This window comes from Marisediminicola antarctica (assembly GCF_009930795.1).
In the GTDB taxonomy this organism is placed as follows: Bacteria; Actinomycetota; Actinomycetes; order Actinomycetales; family Microbacteriaceae; genus Marisediminicola; species Marisediminicola antarctica.
The window spans coordinates 1,185,253-1,205,024 of record NZ_CP017146.1 but is presented as its reverse complement, the minus strand read 5'-3'; the positions used below and the strand labels follow the sequence as shown (position 1 = coordinate 1,205,024).

The 19,772-nt window shown below is 69.3% G+C and carries 17 protein-coding genes; 4 read left to right on the top strand and 13 right to left on the bottom strand.

From position 1 onward, the window contains the following. Positions 1–20: 20 nt before the first annotated feature. On the top strand, positions 21–1,346 hold the full coding sequence (locus BHD05_RS05745; protein WP_161885588.1) for a hypothetical protein: 1,326 nt from the start codon (positions 21–23) through the stop codon (positions 1,344–1,346). Then, positions 1,343–1,990: a 4'-phosphopantetheinyl transferase family protein gene (locus tag BHD05_RS05740; RefSeq protein WP_161885587.1), complete on the top strand. Its 648-nt coding sequence runs from the start codon at positions 1,343–1,345 to the stop codon at positions 1,988–1,990. Before BHD05_RS05745 ends, BHD05_RS05740 begins: the two co-directional genes overlap by 4 nt. On the opposite strand, the gene BHD05_RS05735 is transcribed toward BHD05_RS05740, so the two are convergent. The 6 genes from BHD05_RS05735 to BHD05_RS05710 form a co-directional block, all read right to left on the bottom strand. Further along, positions 1,987–3,312, bottom strand: coding sequence for a M1 family metallopeptidase (locus BHD05_RS05735; protein WP_161885586.1), 1,326 nt, complete (start codon positions 3,310–3,312; stop codon positions 1,987–1,989). The two genes, BHD05_RS05740 and BHD05_RS05735, sit on opposite strands and share 4 nt — an antisense overlap. A 5-nt stretch (positions 3,313–3,317) precedes the next feature. Further along, the gene (locus BHD05_RS05730) at positions 3,318–7,226 is read right to left on the bottom strand and encodes a Pls/PosA family non-ribosomal peptide synthetase (RefSeq protein ID WP_161885585.1); all 3,909 of its coding nucleotides are present in this window, start codon (positions 7,224–7,226) and stop codon (positions 3,318–3,320) included. Positions 7,227–7,921: 695 nt separating this feature from the next. Then, on the bottom strand, positions 7,922–8,590 hold the full coding sequence (locus BHD05_RS05725; protein ID WP_161885584.1) for an arsenate reductase ArsC: 669 nt from the start codon (positions 8,588–8,590) through the stop codon (positions 7,922–7,924). A gap of 2 nt (positions 8,591–8,592) precedes the next feature. Continuing rightward, positions 8,593–9,003 (bottom strand): arsenate reductase ArsC, encoded by a 411-nt coding sequence (locus BHD05_RS05720; RefSeq protein WP_161885583.1) that lies wholly within the window; start codon positions 9,001–9,003, stop codon positions 8,593–8,595. Positions 9,004–9,086: 83 nt separating this feature from the next. Continuing rightward, complete coding sequence (locus BHD05_RS05715) at positions 9,087–10,055, bottom strand: metalloregulator ArsR/SmtB family transcription factor (RefSeq protein WP_161885582.1); 969 nt, start codon at positions 10,053–10,055, stop codon at positions 9,087–9,089. A 115-nt stretch (positions 10,056–10,170) separates the two neighbouring features. Beyond that, the gene (locus BHD05_RS05710) at positions 10,171–11,502 is read right to left on the bottom strand and encodes an NAD(P)-binding domain-containing protein (RefSeq protein ID WP_161885581.1); all 1,332 of its coding nucleotides are present in this window, start codon (positions 11,500–11,502) and stop codon (positions 10,171–10,173) included. A gap of 129 nt (positions 11,503–11,631) precedes the next feature. On the opposite strand from BHD05_RS05710, the gene BHD05_RS05705 reads away from it, so the two are divergent. Then, complete coding sequence (locus tag BHD05_RS05705) at positions 11,632–11,982, top strand: ArsR/SmtB family transcription factor (RefSeq protein ID WP_161885580.1); 351 nt, start codon at positions 11,632–11,634, stop codon at positions 11,980–11,982. Continuing rightward, the gene (locus BHD05_RS05700) at positions 11,979–12,878 is read left to right on the top strand and encodes an MIP/aquaporin family protein (protein WP_335920175.1); all 900 of its coding nucleotides are present in this window, start codon (positions 11,979–11,981) and stop codon (positions 12,876–12,878) included. The genes BHD05_RS05705 and BHD05_RS05700 overlap by 4 nt, the downstream gene beginning before the upstream one ends. A gap of 44 nt (positions 12,879–12,922) precedes the next feature. On the opposite strand, the gene BHD05_RS05695 is transcribed toward BHD05_RS05700, so the two are convergent. The 7 genes from BHD05_RS05695 to BHD05_RS05665 all read right to left on the bottom strand — a co-directional run bounded on the left by BHD05_RS05695 (position 12,923) and on the right by BHD05_RS05665 (position 19,766). Beyond that, positions 12,923–13,456: a ferritin gene (locus BHD05_RS05695; RefSeq protein ID WP_161885578.1), complete on the bottom strand. Its 534-nt coding sequence runs from the start codon at positions 13,454–13,456 to the stop codon at positions 12,923–12,925. A gap of 407 nt (positions 13,457–13,863) precedes the next feature. Beyond that, positions 13,864–14,967, bottom strand: coding sequence for a DUF222 domain-containing protein (locus BHD05_RS05690; protein ID WP_161885577.1), 1,104 nt, complete (start codon positions 14,965–14,967; stop codon positions 13,864–13,866). Between the two features lie 169 nt (positions 14,968–15,136). Continuing rightward, on the bottom strand, positions 15,137–15,577 hold the full coding sequence (sufU, locus tag BHD05_RS05685) for a Fe-S cluster assembly sulfur transfer protein SufU (RefSeq protein WP_161885576.1): 441 nt from the start codon (positions 15,575–15,577) through the stop codon (positions 15,137–15,139). Then, positions 15,577–16,911 carry an aminotransferase class V-fold PLP-dependent enzyme gene (locus BHD05_RS05680; RefSeq protein WP_161885575.1) on the bottom strand — a complete coding sequence of 445 codons (1,335 nt, stop codon included), beginning with the start codon at positions 16,909–16,911 and terminating at the stop codon, positions 15,577–15,579. Before BHD05_RS05680 ends, sufU begins: the two co-directional genes overlap by 1 nt. Positions 16,912–16,999: 88 nt before the next feature. Next, the gene (locus BHD05_RS05675; protein WP_335920174.1) at positions 17,000–17,761 is read right to left on the bottom strand and encodes an SDR family NAD(P)-dependent oxidoreductase; all 762 of its coding nucleotides are present in this window, start codon (positions 17,759–17,761) and stop codon (positions 17,000–17,002) included. A gap of 74 nt (positions 17,762–17,835) precedes the next feature. Next, on the bottom strand, positions 17,836–19,338 hold the full coding sequence (locus tag BHD05_RS05670; RefSeq protein ID WP_161885574.1) for an alanine/glycine:cation symporter family protein: 1,503 nt from the start codon (positions 19,336–19,338) through the stop codon (positions 17,836–17,838). Then, positions 19,335–19,766, bottom strand: a complete 432-nt coding sequence (locus BHD05_RS05665) for a universal stress protein (RefSeq protein ID WP_161885573.1) — start codon at positions 19,764–19,766, stop codon at positions 19,335–19,337. The genes BHD05_RS05670 and BHD05_RS05665 overlap by 4 nt, the downstream gene beginning before the upstream one ends. Positions 19,767–19,772: the final 6 nt, after the last annotated feature.

The window sequence follows — 19,772 nt, the reverse complement described above, 5'->3', positions numbered from 1 at the left end:
GCACACGTAAAATGCTCGTCATGCTGGCACGCACCATTCCCGGGCTGAGCGCGGTCGCCGACTCGACCGCGGTCGCCGACTCGAGTGCGGCCGTCGGTGCGGTCGTCGGTGCCGGCATCGGCGCCGTGACGATCGGGCTGCTGTTCGCCGCCGCGCTCGCGGTCGGTTTCGCCGTGCTCGTGCGCCGCGGCCGGGCGGCCAGCACCGCCCCGAAACGGGATGAGATCGGCCGCCGCGCGAATATCGCGCTGGTGCGTCTGGACGATGACGTCGCCTCGATGCGCGACGAGCTCGGCTTCGCCGTGGCGCAGTTCGGAGACGCGCGTGCCGCGACCCTTGCGGCGGCGCTGGACAACGCCAGCGCGGACCTCGCGAGCGCCTTCGTCCTCAAGCAGCGGCTCGATGACGCCGCATCCGACACACCGACACAACAGCGCGAGTGGAACGGTCAAATCCTGATGCTGTGCGAAACAGCGAGCAACCGGCTCGCGGCGCAGCGTGCGGCCTTCGACTCCCTGCGCGGATCCGAGCGCGACGCCCCGAATGACCTCCAGGCGGTGCGCGAGCGCATCGTCCGGGAGCAGAGCCGGCTCCCGGTGGCCCACGAGCTGCTTTCGCGCCTGCACTCTCGGTACGCGCCTGCCGCTATCGCACCGGTGCGCGAGATCCCGGACGAGGCGGAGCGGCTGCTCGACGCGGCCCGGACAAGCGCCGACAGCGCCGCGGACAACCTCGACGGGACGGGGGCGACCGCCGTGTCGGTGTCGATCCGGTCGAGCGAGCAGCACGCCCGCCGCGCGGCGCAGCTGCTGGACGAGATCGAGCGGCACTCCGCCGCACTCGAGTCGGCGAGTGCACGGCTCGCGTCGCTCATCGACGAGGCACGCTCCGAGGTCACCGCGGCACGGGGAGTGCGCGACTCCCCGCCCGACCCTGCCACCGGTTCGGCCATCGCCGAGGCGATCGCCCGGGTCGAGCGCACCCTCGCAGAGGTGACTACGAACGGCGCCGCGGATCCGGATGCCGCGATCGCGCGCATCCAGGCGACCGCCGACGCGCTCGACACCGCCCTGGCGGGGGCGCGCAACCAGCAGCAGCGGCTGACCCATGCCCGCGAGGCGCTCGATGGCGCGCTGCTGACCGCACGGAGCCAGATCGACACGACCCGCGCCTACATGGTCGGGCCGCGCGCGGGCGCCGAGGCGCGCACCCGGCTGGCGGAGGCCGAGCGACTGCTCGCGCTCGCCGAGGCGGAATCCGACCCCGTCATCGCGCTCGACACCGCCCGCAGCTCGGCCACCTATTCGCGCGACGCCGACGCGCTCGCACGCTACGACCTCCTGTGACCGGGTCACCGGCATCCGGCCCGCACGTCGTGGTCGTGCTGCGCGAGCGCGCGATGACACCCGCCGGTGACCGCGCGCTGCTCGTACGCGTCGTGGCCGAGGCAACGGGCGTCACCCCGGCCGAGGTCGAGGTCTCACGGCGATGTGCGCGATGCGGGGGCGACCACGGCCGTCCGGTTCTCGTCCACTGCGGCGAGCTCGGCGTGGATGGCATCGATCTGAGCCTGAGCCGCGCCGGGCGATCCGTGGCGATCGCGGTGTCGTTCGCCGGGCCCGTCGGCATCGACATCGAGAGTGTGGCCGCGGCATCGCGCGCCGCGCTCGACGACGTCGCGTTCGGACCGGCCGAGCGCGAACGGCTAGCCGACGCGGACGCCTCCCCCGCCCTCCGCACCGCGATGTGGACCGCGAAGGAAGCCGTGCTGAAAGCGACGGGCGACGGCCTGCGGGTGGACCCGCGAGAACTCGAGGTGTCGTTCGCGGGCCGGATGCGAGGTGCGCCCCGTCCCGCCCTCGTCGGTTGGCCCGCCGCGCCGGTCCCCATCGCGTCGTTTCAGCTCAGCGCACTCGACGCCGGGCCCGGCCTTATCGGCACGATTGCGGTGATCGCCGACGCGCGGCCGGACATCCGACAGGGCCGCTAGAGCGGCGGCAGCGGCGCGCTGAACACCCAGCGGTCGACGAGCTGCTCGATAACGCCGTCGCCGTCGCAGCCGGCGAAGAAGCCCACGAACCCGGTGGTGGAGATGCCGGCATGGCGGTGCGTGGCAACGAACTCCCGCAGTGCCTCGAAGAACCTCCGGTCGCCCAGCTGCACCCGCACGGCGTGCACGGCAAGCGCCCCGCGCTTGTAGATCCGGTCGTCGAACATCGCCGCCGGACCCGGGTCGCCGACAACGAGGTCCTGGGGCAACGCGTCGACCACCCGGTGGTGCTCCGCGACGCTCGCCGCGATCGTCGGGCCGCCGCTCTTCTCCGCCCACAGCCATTCGGAGTAGCAGGCGAAGCCCTCGTGAAGCCAGATGTCCTGCCAACAGGTGATCGTCAGGCTGTTGCCGAACCACTGGTGGGCGAGCTCGTGTGCGATGAGTCGGTCGCTTCCGTGGGCGCCGTCGATGTGGTTGCGCCCGAAGACGGCGAGGCCCTGCGCCTCGAGTGGGATCTCCAGCTCGTCGGCGGTGACCACAACGGAGAACGACGAGAACGGGTACGGGCCGAACAGGTCGCAGAATAGCGCCAGCATGTCACCGAGCCGCTCGAAGTCGACCGCGACGACTCGGGCGAGGTCCGGCGGGAAGTAGGCAGTGTGCACGACCGGCTGTGTGCCGAGCTCCCTGGAGGTGTACCGGCCGATCTGGATCGTCGCCAGATAGGTCGCCATCGGCTCGACGGTGTCGAAGACCCAGGTGGTGCGGCCGGAGCGTGCGGTGCGGGAGGCGAGCTCCCCGTTGGCCAGCACCGTGTACGGCGACTCGCAGGCGAGCGAGATGCGGTAGGTCGCCTTGTCGCTCGGATGATCGTTGCAGGGGAACCAGGATGCTGCGCCGTTCGGCTGGCTCGCGACGAGCACGCCGTCGGTGAGCTCCTCCCAGCCGAGCTCACCCCAGCGGCCGCGGATCGGACGTGGCGCCCCGCGGTAGCGCACGGTGACCTCGAACTCGTCGCCGTCCTCGACCGCGGTGTCGAGCGTGACGGTGAGCTTGCGGCTCGTGTGGGTGGTCTTGCGCGGCCGCTCCCCGTCAACGGTGACCTTCTCGACGGTGAGTCCGGCGAAGTCCAGGCTGAACCGCTCGAGGCGCATGGTGGCGCGGGCCGTGATCACCGCCGTCGCGGCCAGGCGGTTTGTGGCTACGCGATAGTCGAGGTCCAGGTCGTAATGCTCGACGGTATAGCCGCCGTTGCCGGTCGCCGGCAGGTACTGGTCCCCGAGGGAGGCGGAGCCGTAGCTCGATGATCTGGACGGCACGGGGGTCAAGTATTCCACGGCGGCGCGTGCCACGGCGCGATCGGGTTGCCCGCCCACAGTGATCCGCCGGGCACCCGCTCGCCTCGCATCACGAGCGAGGCGGGTCCCACGGTCGCGTTCTCGTCGAGCGACGCGGCCGGCAGGATGACGGTGTGCGGCCCGAGCGTCGATCCGGCGCGCAGCTCCACGCTGTCGAGCTGCATGACCCGGTCGTGGAACAGGTGCGTCTGCACCACGCATCCGCGATTCACGGTTGCCCCGTCTGCGATCGTGACGAGGTCGGCCTCCGGCAACCAGTACGACTCGCACCACACGCCGCGACCGACCGTCGCGCCGAGCGTGCGCAGCCAGAACGCGAGCGCCGGGGTGCCGGTGGCGGCCGAGGCGAACCAGGGGCGCGCGACCATCTCGACGAACGTGTCGGCAACCTCGTTGCGCCAGATGAACGACGACCAGAGCGGATGCTCCGAGACCGTGATCCGGCCGACGAAGACCCACTTCGCGCACGTGGTCACCCCCGCCGCCACGGCGCCTGCCGCGAGCATCACCACACCCGACAGCGCGACGGCCGCCCCGAGCCCGAGCACCGACCAGAGCACATCGAGGGTGACGAGCACGCCGAGCGCGATGAGAGCGGTGACGATGACCGGCACGATGCGCAGCAGCTCCCAGAGGGCGCGCGCCACGCGGAGGCGCGCCGGCGGGTGGAAGGTGCGCGCCTCGTCGAAGTCGGTGACGGTGCGCCGCAGCCGCACTGGCGGGTTGCCGAGCCAGCTTGAGCCGCGTTTGGCCTTGCGCGGGGTCGCGGACAGCACCGCGACGAGACCGTTGCGCGGCACCGTGCGGCCGGGTCCGATCATCCCGCTGTTGCCGAGGAACGCGCGCCGGCCGATCTTCGCGCGGCCGATGCGGAGCCAGCCGCCGCCGAGCTCGTAGGTGGCGACCATGGTGTCGTCGGCGAGGAACGCGCCCGGCGCAATCGTGGTGAGTGCTGGGATGAGCAGCACGGTCGACGCCTCGACGTTTGCGCCGACCTTCGCGCCGAGGGCTCGCAGCCAGAACGGCGTGATGAGGCTCGCGTAGAGCGGGAACAGCAGGGTCCTCGCGCTGTCGAGGATCCGCTCGGTCATCCACACCTGGCAGCCGATGCGGCTGCGCACCGGGAAGTGCCCGTCGACGAGGCCGATCCCGAGTAGGCGCACGACCGCGATCACCGTGAACGCAAAGGCGAGCCCCGCGGCGACCGTCGCGAGCGGCGTCGCCAGAACGGCGCGCGCCACCGCCTCCGCCGGGCTCGGCGCCTGGCCGATCGCAGCCCCGACGATGACGACACCGAGAAGGGCTGCGGATGCCGGCATCGCGGCCATCGCGATCGATCCGACCGCGTAGGCGATAAGCCAGCGGGTGCCGCGCGGCGGCCGCTCCGCCGGCCAGGACTTCTTCGCCGAGCCCACTCGACCGGCCGGCGATCCCGCCCAGCGCTCCCCCGCCGGCACTCGGCCGGAGACCGCGGAGCCCGGCTCGACCTCGGAGCCGCGCCCGATGCTCGCCCCTCCGAGCAGGGTGCTGCGCGAGCCGACCCGCGACTCAGCGCCGATGTGCATGTGGCCGAGGCGCAGGATATCGCCGTCGATCCAGTACCCGGAGAGGTCGGCCTCGGGTTCGACCGATGCCCCGTGCCCGACCGACAGCATCCCGGTCACCGGCGGGAGGGTGTGCAGGTCGACGCCGACGCCGATGCGGGCGCCGAGTGCCCGCGCGTAGTAGCTGATCCAGGGGGCGCCGGCCGCGCTCGCGGGGTTCACGAGCAGCGCGACCTGCTCGGCGAGCCACAGCCGCAGGTGCACCGATCCACCGCGGGGGTAGTCACCGGGGGCGACTCCGCGCAGCAGCAGCCGTGCGGCAACGACGGTCAGCGCCATCTTGCCGGGCGGAGTCACGAACAGCAGGAATCCCACGCCGATCCACCACCAGGACAGCTGCGGCAGGAACGCGAGCTGAGACCAGGCCGCGAGCAGGTTGTTCGCCGCGGCGAGGTAGACGAGCCACCTCGCCCCGGCGAGGATGTGCAGCGGGATGCCGAGGAGCGTCTGCGCGATCCGGCTGGAGAGCGGCGTCGGCAGCACCTCGCGAGGTGTCGCCCGCACGTGCGGTGCGCGGCCGTCGAGCTCGTCCGCGAGGGAACCGATCCGCGGGTGGTCGTAGATGTCCGACACGCGGGTGTCGGCGAAGCGCTCACGGATAGCGGAGATCAACTGGGCCGCGGAGAGAGAACCGCCGCCCTGGGCGAAGAAGTCATCGTCGGGACCGGCCACGGGAACGCCGAGGATCGCGGTCCACCTGTCGGCGAGCCACGCGGCCGTCGCCGTCAGTCCCGCATCCGTCGGCTCCCCCACCGTGGTCGGGAGCGGCCACGGCAGGGAGGCGCGGTCGACCTTGCCTGAGGTCTTCGTCGGAAGCGAGTCGACGATCGCGAGCAGCGGCACGAGTGCGGAGGGGAGCTCGGCGCGGAGGCGCTCGACCGCGGCGACCCGGTCGAACAGCACCGCGGGCTCGGTCAGGGCAAGATAGCCGACGAGAAGGTGGTTGCCGGATGCCGAGGTCTGCACGGCCGCCGCGGCGCCGGCCACTCCGTCGAGACCCTGCAGCGCGGCCTCGACCTCGCCGAGCTCGATCCTGCGCCCGCCGAGCTTGACCTGGTCGTCGGCGCGACCGACGAAGACGAGACCCTCGGTCTCGAAGCGCACGAGGTCTCCGCTGCGGTAGGCGCGATCCCAGCCGAGCGACGGCATAGCCGCGTACTTCACGGCATCCATTGCGGCATCGAGGTAGCGGGCGAGGCCGACCCCGCCGATGATGAGCTCGCCCGTCTCGCCCTCGGCGACACGTGCGCCAGCGGGGTCGACCACGGCGAGGTCCCAGCCGTCGAGCGGCAGCCCGATGCGCACCGGGCCATCGCCGCCGAGCAGTGCGCCGCACGACACCACGGTCGCCTCGGTCGGCCCGTAGGTGTTCCACACCTCACGGCCGCGCACCGTGATGCGGTCGGCAAGGTCGGGAGGGCAGGCCTCCCCGCCGAAGATGACAAGACGAACGAGCTCGAGCGACTCCTCCGGCCAGAGCGCCGCGAGGGTCGGCACGGTGGAGACAACGGTGATTCCGTGGGCGATAAGCCACGGGCCGAGGTCGGCACCCGACCGCACGAGCGAGCGCGGGGCGGGAACGAGGCACGCGCCGTTGCGCCAGGCGAGCCACATTTCTTCGCAGGACGCGTCGAACGCGACCGAGAGCCCGGCGAGAACCCGGTCGCTGGGACCGATCGGCTCCTCGACGAGGAAGAGCCCAGCCTCGGCGTCGACGAACGCGGCGGCGGAGCGGTGGGTCACGGCGACGCCCTTGGGCACACCGGTCGACCCGGAGGTGAAGATCACCCAGGCGTCGTGGTCCGGCGTCGGCGTCTCGATCCCCTCGGGGCGGGGGGCGTCGGATGGCGCGGCGCGCACCGCCTCCTGGCTGTGCGGCGCGAGCACCCCGTCCGCACCGATCACCCCCACGACGCCGGCCTCGCCGAAGACGAGGTGCGCGCGCTCCTCGGGATCGTCCGCGTCGACAGGAACGTACGCGGCACCGGCGACAAGGGTCGCCAGAATCGAGATATACAGTTCACGCGATCCGGACGGAATCCGAATGCCCACCCGGTCGCCGCGGTGCACGCCGCTGCGGGCCAGCTGCGCGGCGCGGTCGCTGACCATCCGCACGAGCCTGCGGTAGCTCACTGCCCCGTCGGCGTCGAGCAGCGCGAGGGCATCCGGATGCCGCACGGCGGTCTCGGCGAGGATGTCGACGAGGGTGCGGGCGTGGGTCACCCTGGCTCCGGCCTCAAGCACGGTCTGGTTGTCGAGAGTCACGCTCATCCCGCGCCCCTCCTCTCAGCCACCGACTCAACTCTGGCGCTTCGGTAGGCGCCGCGCGGCCCGGAACGGACCGCCGCACCATTCGGTGCCAGACCCCCAATTATCGACCCATCAGGCATCGTCGCTCGACGAGCTCGGCGGCTGCGGCGATCTTCGCGGGCGTGCGTGACGCGCCGGTGACGCGCCGGTGACGCGCGGGTGACGCGCAGGTGTCGCGCAGGCGTCGCGCCCGCGAAGGTACAGAGGACTTCCGGCGCCCCGCCGAGCTGCGGCGCCGCGCAACGCTGCGTGTCGCAGAATCTCCTCGGTTAGGTCGCCCCGACGCGGGCGGGCCCGGGACCGGGATGCTGGCGTACACGATTTCCTCCCACACGCAGCCACACGCAGCCACTCGCCCCACAGCATCCACACGCCCCGCAGCATCCACACGACACGTCGAAAGCACGCACGCCGAAAGCACGCACGCACGCACGCACGCAACGCAGGAGAAACGGCAACATGCCGAGTCCCACGACGGTCGAAACCGGCGTGTCCGCAGGAACTCCTCCGCTAGATTACTGATCCGGGACAAACCGACCACCGGTCCCACGTGAGCACTCCGAGCACGCCGACGCACTCCGAGCACACCGACGCACGCGACGCACGCGACGCACGCGACGCACGCCACGCACGCAGACGAAGCGTCGTGCCCCGCGCTACGCGCCCGAGTCGCGTGCGAGCTCGCCGAGCATTGCGGTAACCCGCGCGCTGATCTCGTCACGAATGCCGCGCACCGTCTCGATCGACTCGCCGGCCGGGTCAGTGAGGCCCCAGTCGAGATAGCGTTTGCCGGGGTAGACCGGGCAGGCGTCGCCGCAGCCCATCGTGACCACGACATCCGCCGCTTGCACGACATCGTCAGTGAGCGGCTTCGGGAACTCCTTGGCCATATCGAGGCCGAGTTCCTCCATAACCGCGATCACCGCCGGGTTCAGCTCGCGCGCCGGAGCGGACCCCGCCGAGCGCACGTGCACGCTGTCGCCCGCCAGATGTGTCGTCAGCACCGCCGCCATCTGGGACCGGCCTGCGTTCTGCTCGCAGACGAAGAGGATCTCCGGCACGCCGACCCCGAGCGATCCCTTGGCCTGCGCGAGCGCTGTGAGGCGGTCGGTTGCGAAGCGCACCGTCCGCGAGGCGAGGTGGGCGGTGACCGTGGAGGTGCGCAGCAGCGCCGTGTACGACTCGAGCACATAGCGCTCGACGGTCTCGGCGCTGAAGACTCCGGCGAACTTCGCGGTGAGCTCCCCCGCGAGCCGCTTGAGGTACTCCTCTGGGTAGGTCAGGCCGGGCAGCCCGCGCCTGACCCCGATTCCAGCATCCGTCATGGTCAGACTCTCGCGGGGAGCAGCTCGTCGAGCAGCTTCGCAATGCGCGCCTTGATGTCGTCGCGGATCGGGCGCACGGCGTCGATGCCCTGGCCAGCGGGGTCGGCCAGCTCCCAGTCCTCGTAGCGCTTTCCAGGGAAGATCGGGCAGGTGTCGCCGCAGCCCATCGTGATGACGACGTCGGACTCCCTGACCGCTTCGGTGGTGAGGATCTTGGGAACGTTGCCGGTGATGTCGATGCCGTCTTCGGCCATCGCCTCGACCGCCGTCGGGTTGATCTGGTCTTTGGGCTCTGAGCCTGCCGAGAGCACCTCGACGGCGCCCGCGGAGAGGTGCTTGAGGTAGCCGGCGGCCATCTGGGAGCGCCCGGCGTTGTGCACGCAGACGAATAGGACGGTGGGCTTGTCGGACATGGTGACTCCTCGGCTCGATGTCCACCTAAGTATAGACAGCCGTCTATACAATGTGGGCGAGGTGGCGACAGTTCAGCAGGAGTTCACCTGCCGGGAGGAAGGTCCATCTGTTCGAGCAGCTGGCGAACGAGTCGGTTGACCTCGTCGCGCACCGCCCGCACCCCCTCGAGTGCCAGCCCGGATGGATCGTCCAGGTCCCAATCGAGATACCTCCGCCCGTCATACACGGGACAGGCGTCGCCGCATCCCATCGTGATCACGTAGTCCGCGGCGCGCACGACCTCGTCGGTGAGCGGCTTCGGGAACTCCCCGGCGAGCGGCACCCCGATCTCATCGAGCGCCGCGACAACCCGCGGATTCACAGCCTCGGCTGGGGCCGAACCCGCCGTCCGCACGCGCACCCGGTCGCCAGCGAGTGAGCGCAGGATCGCGGCGGCCAACTGCGAGCGGCCCGCGTTCTGCACGCAGACGAAGAGCACCTCTGGTGCGTCGTGCGGGAGCAGTCCGTCCGCGGTCGCGAGGGCGCGAAGCCGCTCAGCGGCGAAGCGTCCGGTGAGGGAGGGCAGGTAGCGGATGATCCGCGCCTCCCGAGCCAGCAGCTCGTAACTCTCCCGCACGTAGCGGTCCACCGTCTCGCCCGAGAAGATGCCGCGGAACTGGAGTGCGAGATCGCCCGCGATGCGCTCGAGCACGAGAGGCGAGGGCGGCGCCGACGACACCGGGTTGAGTAGCTCGGACACCTCGTCCACCCGATCGGGCGAGACGGAATACCAGACGAGTCGGCCCTTCTGACTGCGCTCGAGCAGCCCCTCCTCGGCCATGACCCGCACGTGATGGCTGACGGTCGGCTGACTGAGTCGCAGTTCGTCGGCGAGCTGGCCGACCAGCGCGCGCCCGTCCGCGCTGTCGAGAATGAGACTCAGCAGCTGGATCCGGGTCGGGTCGGCCATCGCCTTGAGGGTTCGAGCGATCTGCTCCGCGGCGTCCCGGTCGAGGGAGGTGGGCGAGGGCAGCGAGACGGACAAGGCGGACGAATCGCCAAGGCTGGACATGGCGGCGAGTCTATGCGACCGGCGGAGTTACACGCCGATCCGGCCGCGCGGCCACACCCGGTCACATCCCCCGCTGCCACACCCGGTCACATCCCCCACGGCCACGCCGTGCCGCTCAAGCACAGCATCCGCCTTCCGCGCCTCCCGCATCGGCCGTCGAGCACACGCCCGTCGCCGGAAGCACCAGTTGCACGGCGCTGGCCGCGGCCACATCGCCGGCGAGCCAGGCCACGATAGACCGCACCTGCTCGTAGCCTGTGCTGAGCAGGAAGGTCGGCGCGCGCCCGTAGCTCTTCATGCCGGCGATGAAGAAGTTCGGTTCCGGATGCCGCAGCTCGGCGAATCCGTGCGGCTCGACCGTGCCGCAGCTGTGCAGGTTCGGGTCGATCATGGGCGCCAGTCGTCGGGGTGCCTCGACGATGTCGTCGAGCTCGAGGCGGAGCTCACGCAGCATCGACAGGTCCGGGCGAAACCCCGTGGCGCGCACGATGTTGTCGGTGGCGATCTCAAACGGCTCGCCGCGGCGAACTCCGACGATGACGACCCCGTTTCCGGTCGTAGAAACGGCCGGTCGCAGCCGCGCGATTTCGAAGCGGTCCACGAGGCTGATCTCTCCGTCAGCTACGAGCGCTGCAACCCGCGCTCCGATCGAGGCGCGCGCCTGAAGCGCGTCATCGGGTGACGCGGAGACCCGTGCGGCACCGGAATTGCGGACGACCCAGCTAACGCGCGTGCCCGGCTCCTCCCGAGCCAGTTGCGCGAGGGCGATGAGCGTGTTGGCTGCGGAGTGCCCAGCCCCGACCACCGTTGTGTGACGGCCGGCAAATCGCGCGCGACCGCTGCCCAACACGTCGGGCAGGGCGGGCACGATCCGGTCGACGACCTGCTCGGCACCCAGCGGCTCGAACCCGTTCGACGACAGGCCGTTCGGCGACGTGTAGGTGCCGGAGGCGTCGATCACCGCGCTCGCTGTGACCTCCCCCAGCTCAGCCCCGGTGCGGATGCGCAGAACAAACGGGGTCGCTGACCGGGCTGCCGATCGGGTGCGATCCACCCCCTGCCGGCTCACCGCCTCGACGGTGGACCCGGTGTGTATCCGCGAGGCAATGTGCTCATGCGCCGCGAGCGGTGCCAGGTAGCGTTCGACGAGCTCAGCGCCGGTGGGGAGTGAATCGGCGTCGGGCTGCACCCAGTCCGTCGTGGCGAGGAGCCGGCGGGCGGCAGGATCAATGAGGAGGCTCCACGGCGAGAATAGGCGCACGTGCGCCCAGGAGGCGACGCTGCTCGCCGCGGAGGCGCCCGCCTCATAGATGCGGAAGTCGATACCGCGCTCGAGCAGATGTGCTGCGGCGGCGAGACCAACGGGGCCCGCGCCGATGATCGCGACCGGCAGTCCGCCGACGAGCAGGGTGCGCCTCACGGGCCGACTGAGTTCCAGAAGCGTCATGGATCCTGCCTTCCATCGAAGTTCGTCGATGTCTGTCATCGACATTTCGAGTCTCGCCAGTGCATCGAAGATTGTCAATATCGAAATATGTGAATATAGAGCGAGATCGATATGACTAGACTCCGTGACATGTCCTTCACGAACATGCTTCCGGTCACGGACGTCACCGCATGCTGCGCGCCGCTGACTCGCGAGGCGATGACGGCAGAGCACGCCGACGACCTCGCCAGATCCTTGCGGGCGATCGCCGACCCGGCACGGCTGCGCCTCATCTCCATCGTCGCCGCGTCCCAGAACCAGGAGGCCTGCGTGTGCGACCTCATCGAACCAGTCGGCCTGAGCCAACCGACGGTGTCCCACCACCTCAAAATCCTGACGGATGCCGGTTTCCTCAGCCGCTCCAAACGCGGCACATGGGCGTTTTACAGGCTCGTCCCTGGCGCTCTGGACTCCCTCGCGCGTCTGCTCGTGACCGCGTGAGCGTCAACTTGGCAGCACCAGGGCTTCCTCAGTTCGCGATATCCGCTCCGGCGCTTGGCGGATCGGCAGCGCAACGGGCACTCGCCATCCCGGGCTCCGCACGTCGGCTGCTCGCGGAGTTCCTCGGGAGCCTCCTCCTCGCGGCAATCGTCGTCGGGTCCGGTATTGCAGCGCAGTCGCTGTCGCCGGGGGATGTCGGACTCCAGCTCTTCGAGAATGCGATCGCAACGGCGCTCGGGCTTTTCGCGATCATCCTCATCTTCGGCCCGGTGAGTGGTGCGCACTTCAACCCCGTCGTCTCACTTGTCGATTCTGCACTCGGGCAGCGCCCCTGGAGCCACACCCTCGCCTACATCCCCGTGCAAGTCGCGGGTTGCATCACGGGCGCTGCCGCGGCGAACCTGATGTTCGGCGCATCAGCGGTGTCCTGGAGCGGGACCGATCGCCTGACGGGAGCGCACTTCCTCTCCGAGATCGTGGCGACCGCCGGGCTTGTGCTCGTGATCTTCTCCCTCGTGCGGTCCGGTCGTGCGCAGTTCGCGCCCGCGGCGGTGGGCGCCTACATCGGGGCAGCGTACTTCTTTACGAGCTCGACAAGCTTCGCGAACCCCGCGATCACGATCGGCCGAATGTTCAGCGACAGCTTCGCTGGCATCGCGCCCGGGTCGGCCCCCGGGTACATCGCCGCACAGCTCATCGGCGGAGCGGTGGGTTGGCTCCTCATCCTGCACCTCTACCCGAGCGTGAGTACGGGCTCGCTCGCGCCCATCCGGCAGAAGTCCGTGACAACCTCCAGCGCGTCGGCACCTCCGCCAGTAGACCGCGAAAACGGTTCGCCGCTCACCCCAAACCACGAAAACGGGCCACCGCTCACCCCAAACCGCGCCGGAGTCTGAGTCCGCTCTCGGCGGCCAGCACGGACCCCACGTCCCACGCGGGCTCAGCCAGCGAGTGCGCCCCCTGCCGCCTCGGGAGCGCCTGCGTCCTCGCTGCATGCCCTCGTCTCGCGGACCAGGAAGTTCTCGATGTCGAAGAGATTGTCGGCGCGACGCGCGATCGCGAGAAGCGTCGACATCGACGCGACCTCCTCCACCTGCTCCTTGAGGAACCACAGCATGAACTGCTCGCCCAGCGCGTCGGTCTCCGCGCGGGCCGCCGCGAAGAGGGCCTCGATCTGCTCGGTCACCCTCCGCTCCTGCTCGAGCGCCAGTGCGATCGGCTCGGTTTCGGTGGTGAAGTCATTGACGACCGCGGGCACCGCAGGGATCTGGATGCCGAGGTCGCGATCGAGCCGATACTGGACGAGCATCATGGCGTGATTGCGCTCCTCGATCGACTGGCGATAGAAGTGCTTGGCGAGCTGCGGAAGGTCGCGGTTGTCGAACCAGACTGCGATGGCGATGTATTGCTGCGAGGCAGCGAACTCGTTGCCGATCTGCTCGGTGAGAAGTTGGTCGAAGGTCGAAGTAGTCATGGTGACGACGCTACTCCGTGCGCTCCTCTGAGGCAGCGCACTCACGCGTCCGCGACTCTGCCCTGCCCTGATCCGCGACTCTGCCCTGCTCCGCGCGAAAGTCACGCAGCGCCGCGCTCTTGCTTCGCATCTCGATCGGCACCTGCCGAGGGTCGACATCGGGCGGCGGGATCAGCCAGTAGCGCGATCCGCGGCGGACGATCTCCCAGTGTGCATTGTGCAAGAGCAGATGGTGATGCTTGCAGAGAAGAATGCCATCAGCGATATTCGTCTTGCCGCCGTCGCGAACCCAGTGCTCGATATGGTGGCACTCGCACCAGGAGGGCGGTCTCTCGCAGCCGTTGACCATACAGCCCCCGTCCCTCACCGCGAGGGCAATGCGCTGGGCTCGGGTGAACAGACGCTGCTCACGCCCGACATCGAGCGGCTGCCCGTCTCCGTCGAGGCGGATCAGGGTGGTCGCTCCCGCACACGCGGCCCGCGCGATCGTCTCGATAGAGACGGCGTCGGCCTGCGCTTCGAGACGCCCGTGTCCGGCGCGAGTGGCGAGTGGCGAGCGCCGTCGCCGCGACCAGCACCCGCACGACGGGTGCCCCGCTGCCGAGCAGCTGGCTGGAATCTGCATCCGCGCCTTGGCGCAGCAGCTGGACGAAGACGTCGGACGCGAGCTGCTCCGTGGTGCGGGTGTCGGCGAGGATGCACTGCTCCTGGGCCTCAGCGTCAGCACTCACGAAGCGCGGACCGCCGCGCCGCGGCGAAGTGGCGCGGTCATAGAGCTCGCCGACGGACGCACTCGTCTCTGGGTCTAAATCCCACACGAGCCGCGCCATGCCGTTGGGGAGACGCCGCAAACGCAACGACCGCTGTTCGTGGCGCGCCACCTCGCGGTCGACGATGCCGGCCTCATCCAGCTCGTCGCGCAGCTCGCGCGCACGTCGGAAGAGCCTGTCCGCATCGAGCAAGGAGGCTTCGTCGCACAGCAGCGCCGCAGCCTCAGCGAGACGCTCCTGCTGCACGTTCTCGCTCGGCCGCCCGAGCCCATTGCGGATGGACTCCGCCGCCGCGATCGGCAGTGTGCCCGCCGCGACCGCTCGGCCGACGCAGTGCAGCCAAGGCAGGAGCGAGGCAACCAGCTCGCCTGTGGCCGGGTCGACAACGGGAACACCTGCCGCGGCGTCCGCGGTATCGGAAGCGATCTGCCCAATCTTGATCGCCGTGATCGCATCGCGCGCGGTCGACCCGGTTGTCGCACGGAACAGCTCCTCGGGAGTGCGGTGGCCGGTCCGCTGCGCGAGACCGTTCTTTCCGAAGGCGGGAGCGGAGCGGCGGGCGACCCCGCCGGCCAGCACCGCGGACAGCGAGTTCGCCAGCCGCTGCTGGTTCGCGCTGAGCCTAGGCTCGAGGAGCGTGGCGTCATCAACCTCGCGATAGTCGGCGACCTCGAGAGACAGCGCAGCCTGCGCTCGGATAACCGCGCTGAACGTGGGAGCCAGGGTCTCGGTTGGGGTCATGCATCAATGATCCCAAATCGAACATACGTTCGAAAGCGTTTCGAATAACTTCGCGAAAACTGGGGCTGGGGAGAAGAAGTCACGCGCCCCCGAGAGCGTGAACCCCGAGAGCGCGGGACGCGGGTACCCCGCTACCCCGAGCGAACGAAACGACGTCACGCAGGAGAAGTCACGCGCCCCCCACCGCCGTCTCCGCCGCCACCCAACCGAGCATCGCGCACTTCACGCGCATCACGTACTTCGACGTTCCGTGGAAGGCGATCGCGTCGCCGAGCACGTCCTCGTTCGGCTCACCCACGCCCTTCGAGCGCATCATCTCCCGGAAGGCCGCGACCTTCGCGACGAGCTCGGCGGTCGTCAGCCCGGGCGCGATCTCCGCGAGCATCGACGCGGATGCCATCGAGATGCTGCATCCCGCCCCCTGCCAGCCGAACTCGGCGATCCGGTCCGAGCCGGGCTCGAAGGCGATCTGAACGGTGATCTCGTCGCCGCAGGTTGGGTTGCGTTCCGAGCGTTCCACATCGGGCGAGGAGAGTACCCGGTCTCCGATGCGACGGCGCGAATGGTCGAGGATGATCTCCTGGTACAGACCGGCGAGCGGATCAGCCATCACGCCTCCCCCACATCGGATGCACCCAGATCGGATACCCCCACAGCGGGCGCACCGAAGTAAGCCCGCACCTCGGCAACCGCCGCGAGCAGCCGGTCGACCTCGGCCGTGGTCGTATAGAGGTAGGCGCTCGCCCGTGTCGTCGCGATCAGTCCGAGCCTGCGGTGCAGCGGCTGGGTGCAGTGGTGCCCGACGCGCACAGCGAGGCCGCGCGCATCGAGAAACTGTCCCACGTCGTGCGCGTGCACCCCGGCGACGTCGAAGGCCACCAGGCCAGCGCGCGGAGATCCGGCACCCCGCCCGATGATGCGGATGCCCGGAATCTCGGCCAATCCGTCCAACATCCGCTGTGCGAGCTCATCCTCCCGCGCCTCGATCCGCTCGAGTCCGACCGACTCGAGGTAACGCACGGCCTCGGCGAGCGCGACGGCCTGTGACACGGGCTGGGTCCCAGCCTCGAAGCGCTGCGGCGACGGAAGGTACTCGGCGGAGTCCATCGTCACGGTCGTGATCATCGATCCGCCCGTGCGGAACGGCGGCAGTGCGTCGAGCAGCTCCCGTCGCCCGTAAAGCACGCCGATTCCGGTCGGGCCGAGCATCTTGTGGCCTGAGAAGGCGAGGAAGTCGACGTCCAGCTCGGCGACGTCGAGCCGGCGGTGCGGCGCGGACTGGCACGCATCGAGCACGACGAGAGCGCCGACCGCGTGGGCCATCGCGCTGAGCTCGGCGACGCTTGCGACGAACCCGGTGACATTCGACACGTGTGAGAAGGCGAAGACGCGGGTGCGCTCGGTGATGAGGTGTCGCGCGTCCTCTGCCTCCCAGGTGCCGTCGTCGCGGACGGGCACGAAGCGCAGCGTCGCGCCGGTGGTTGCGGCGAGCTCCTGCCATGGGACCAGGTTGGCGTGGTGCTCGGCCTCCGTGACGAGGATCTCGTCGCCCGCGATGAGAGCGAAGCGAGCAGCATCCGGCCCACCGCGCCCTCGGCTCGCGTTCGCGAAACCGTAGGCGACGAGGTTAATCGCGTCGGTCGCGTTCGAGGTCCAGACGATCTCCTCCGGCGCGGCTCCAACGAATGCCGCGACGGTCGCGCGCGCGTCCTCGAAGAGCTCGGTCGCCTCGCCCGCGGTGGTGTGCGCGCCGCGGTGCACTGCCGCGTTGTGGTGAAGGAGGAAGTCGCGCTCGGCGTCGAGCACCGAGAGCGGGCGCTGCGCGGTGGCCCCGGAGTCGAGGTAGGCGAGCGGTTCGCCGTTCACCGTCGCCGTGAGCGCGGGGAAGTCCCGTCGGATCAGTTCGACATCATCGTGGGTGAGGTGTGGAGCGGTGGAGAGCACTGACTACCTTCTCGTTGCGGGCGCATTCGCTAGCAACCAGTCTCCCCCGGATTCCATTCCGGGAGGATCCCCCGAGCCGCGAATGCCCTCAGTAGATGGTGTAGCCGCCGTCGACCGTGAGCACCGACCCGGTCATGAACGACGAGGCATCGCTCGCGAGGAAGACGATCGCCGGGCCGAGCTCGTGCGGTTCGCCCACCCGCTGCTGCGGGGCGTCCTCGATCCAGAACCGCCGGTTCGCCGGATCGTCGACCGGCGACATGTCGGTGCGCATGTAGCCGGGCGCCAGCGCGTTGACCCGCACCCCGAACGGCGCCCATTCGGCCGCGAGGCTCTTCGTCAGGTGGTGCACCGCCGCCTTCGACGCGTTGTAGGCGGGCTGCCACTGCGGACGGTTGACGATCTCGGCCGACATCGAACCGATGTTGACGATCGCGCCAGCACCCTTCGCAACGAGGTGCCCGCCGATCACCTGCGAGCACAGCCACACCCCGTCGACGTTGACGCTCATCACCTCGCGCCACTCCTCGTCTGTCACCTCGAGGGCGGGTTTGTGGATGCAGGTGCCGGCGTTGTTGACAAGGATGTCGACACCGCCGAACGCGTCGATCGCGTCCTGCAGAATCGCCTCGACGTCGGCCCGCACGGTGACATCCCCGAGGGCCACGACGGCACGCGAGCCGAGCGCCTCGACCTCGGTGACCACGGATGCTGCCGCCTCGGCGTCGCGTCCGACGATCACGATGTCCGCCCCCGCCTCGGCGAGCGCAACAGCGAAGGCGCGACCGAGCCCGCGCGTCGATCCGGTGACAACCGCGACCCGGCCGTCGAGGCGAAATTTCTCCATCATGAGCACTCCCTTGTCGACCCGCGCCCAGTGCGCGCTTCTGATCGTACGACCGGGGTGGCCGGGCCGGGGGCCTCCTAGTGCTTCACCATCGCGAACTCGCCCGACTTGACCTTCGCCCGGTACTGGGTGATCTCCCGCTTGATCACGCGGGCGAGGAAGTACAGGCCCGTGATGTTTGCGAGCGACATCGCGAAGATCATCGAGTCGGAGAAGTCGATCACCGGACCGAGAGACAGCGACGCCCCGATCACAGTGAAGACCAGGAATACGATCTTGAACACGAGCTCGGCTCTCGCGCTGTCGTTGAACAGGTACCCGGTCGCCTTCATGCCGTAGTACGACCAGGAGATCATTGTCGAGAAGGCGAACAGGATGACTGCGACGGCCAGGAGGATCGGGAACCAGGGGGCGACGGTGCCGAACGCCGCCGAGGTCGTGGCGACCCCGGCCTCGATCGAGGGGTCGGCCCAGGTGCCCGTGATGACGATGGCCAGAGAGGTCATCGTGCAGATCACGATCGTGTCGATGAACGGCTCGAGCAGCGACACGAACCCCTCCGTCGCCGGCTCCGTAGTCTTGACCGCGGAGTGGGCGATGGATGCCGATCCGACGCCGGCCTCGTTCGAGAAGGCCGCGCGCCTGAACCCCTGGATCAGCACGCCGATGACGCCGCCGGCGATGCCCTCGGGGTTGAACGCCCCAACGAAGATCTGGCCGATCGCATCCGGCACCGCAGTGATATTCCCGAAGATGACTGTGAGGCAGGCGATGACGTACAGAATGGCCATAAGCGGGACAACCTTCTCGGTGACCCGGGCAATCGACTTGATGCCGCCGATGATGACAGCGCCGACGGCGATCGCGAAGACGATCCCGATCACGAAGCGCCACTCGCCGAGCACCCCGTCGGCACCGCCGGTGACGTTGACGATCTGGGTGGTGGCCTGGTTCGCCTGGAACATGTTGCCGCCGCCGATCGCCCCGCCGATGCAGCAGATGGAGAAGAACACGGCGAGGAACTTGCCGAGCTTCCTATGCCCGATTTCGGCCAGCCCGTCGCGCAGGTAGTACATCGGACCGCCCGAGACGGAGCCGTCCGGGCGCTCCTTGCGGTACTTCACCCCGAGGGTGCACTCGGCCATCTTCGTGCTCATGCCGAGGAATCCGGCGAGGATCATCCAGAAGGTGGCGCCGGGCCCGCCGAGGGAGACCGCGACAGCGACTCCCGCGATGTTGCCGAGCCCGACAGTGCCCGACACTGCCGTCGCGAGCGCCTGGAAGTGCGACACCTCGCCGGCATCGTTCGGGTCGGAGTACTTGCCGCGGACGAGGTCGAGGGCGTGCTTAAACCCGCGGATGTTCTGGAACCCGAGGTACACCGTGAAGAATGCGGCCGCGACGATGAGCCAGACCACGATGAGCGGGATCTCTACGTAGGCGAGCGTGCCCGGTTCGCCGATCTTGACCGAGTAGAAGATGATGCCGCTGATGAAATTCGCGGCCGGTGAGACTGCGTCGTTGATGGCGTCGTCGACGGTGGTCGCGTGGACGATGGATGCTGCCGCCGCCGCGCTCACGGGATCACCGTCACCGGGGTCGACGAGATCTGGATGAGTTTCGAGGGGGTACTCCCGAAGATCACCTGCTTGAACTTCGAGTCACCGGTGCGCCCGACGATGATGTGCGCCCCTTCAAGTCTCTCGGCCATCGAGGCGAGGGTCTCGGCGGGGTTGCCGTGCACGATCGTCGTTGTCGGCGTCACCGTGAATTCCTGCGTCGCGGCGAGCGCGGGTTGCATGATTTGCTGGTCGGCGGCGGCTATTTCCATCTGCTTACTCGCGGAGCGGTGTTCATTCTCGGCGGGGGTGCTGAACGAGTAGGGCGACCAGGGTATGACGTGCACGATGCGCAGGCTCGCCCCGGACTCGCTCGCGAGCCGTGCTGCGAAGGCGACCGCACGCCTGCTCGACGAGCTGTTGTCCACTCCGACCAACAGTGATGACATGGTGTG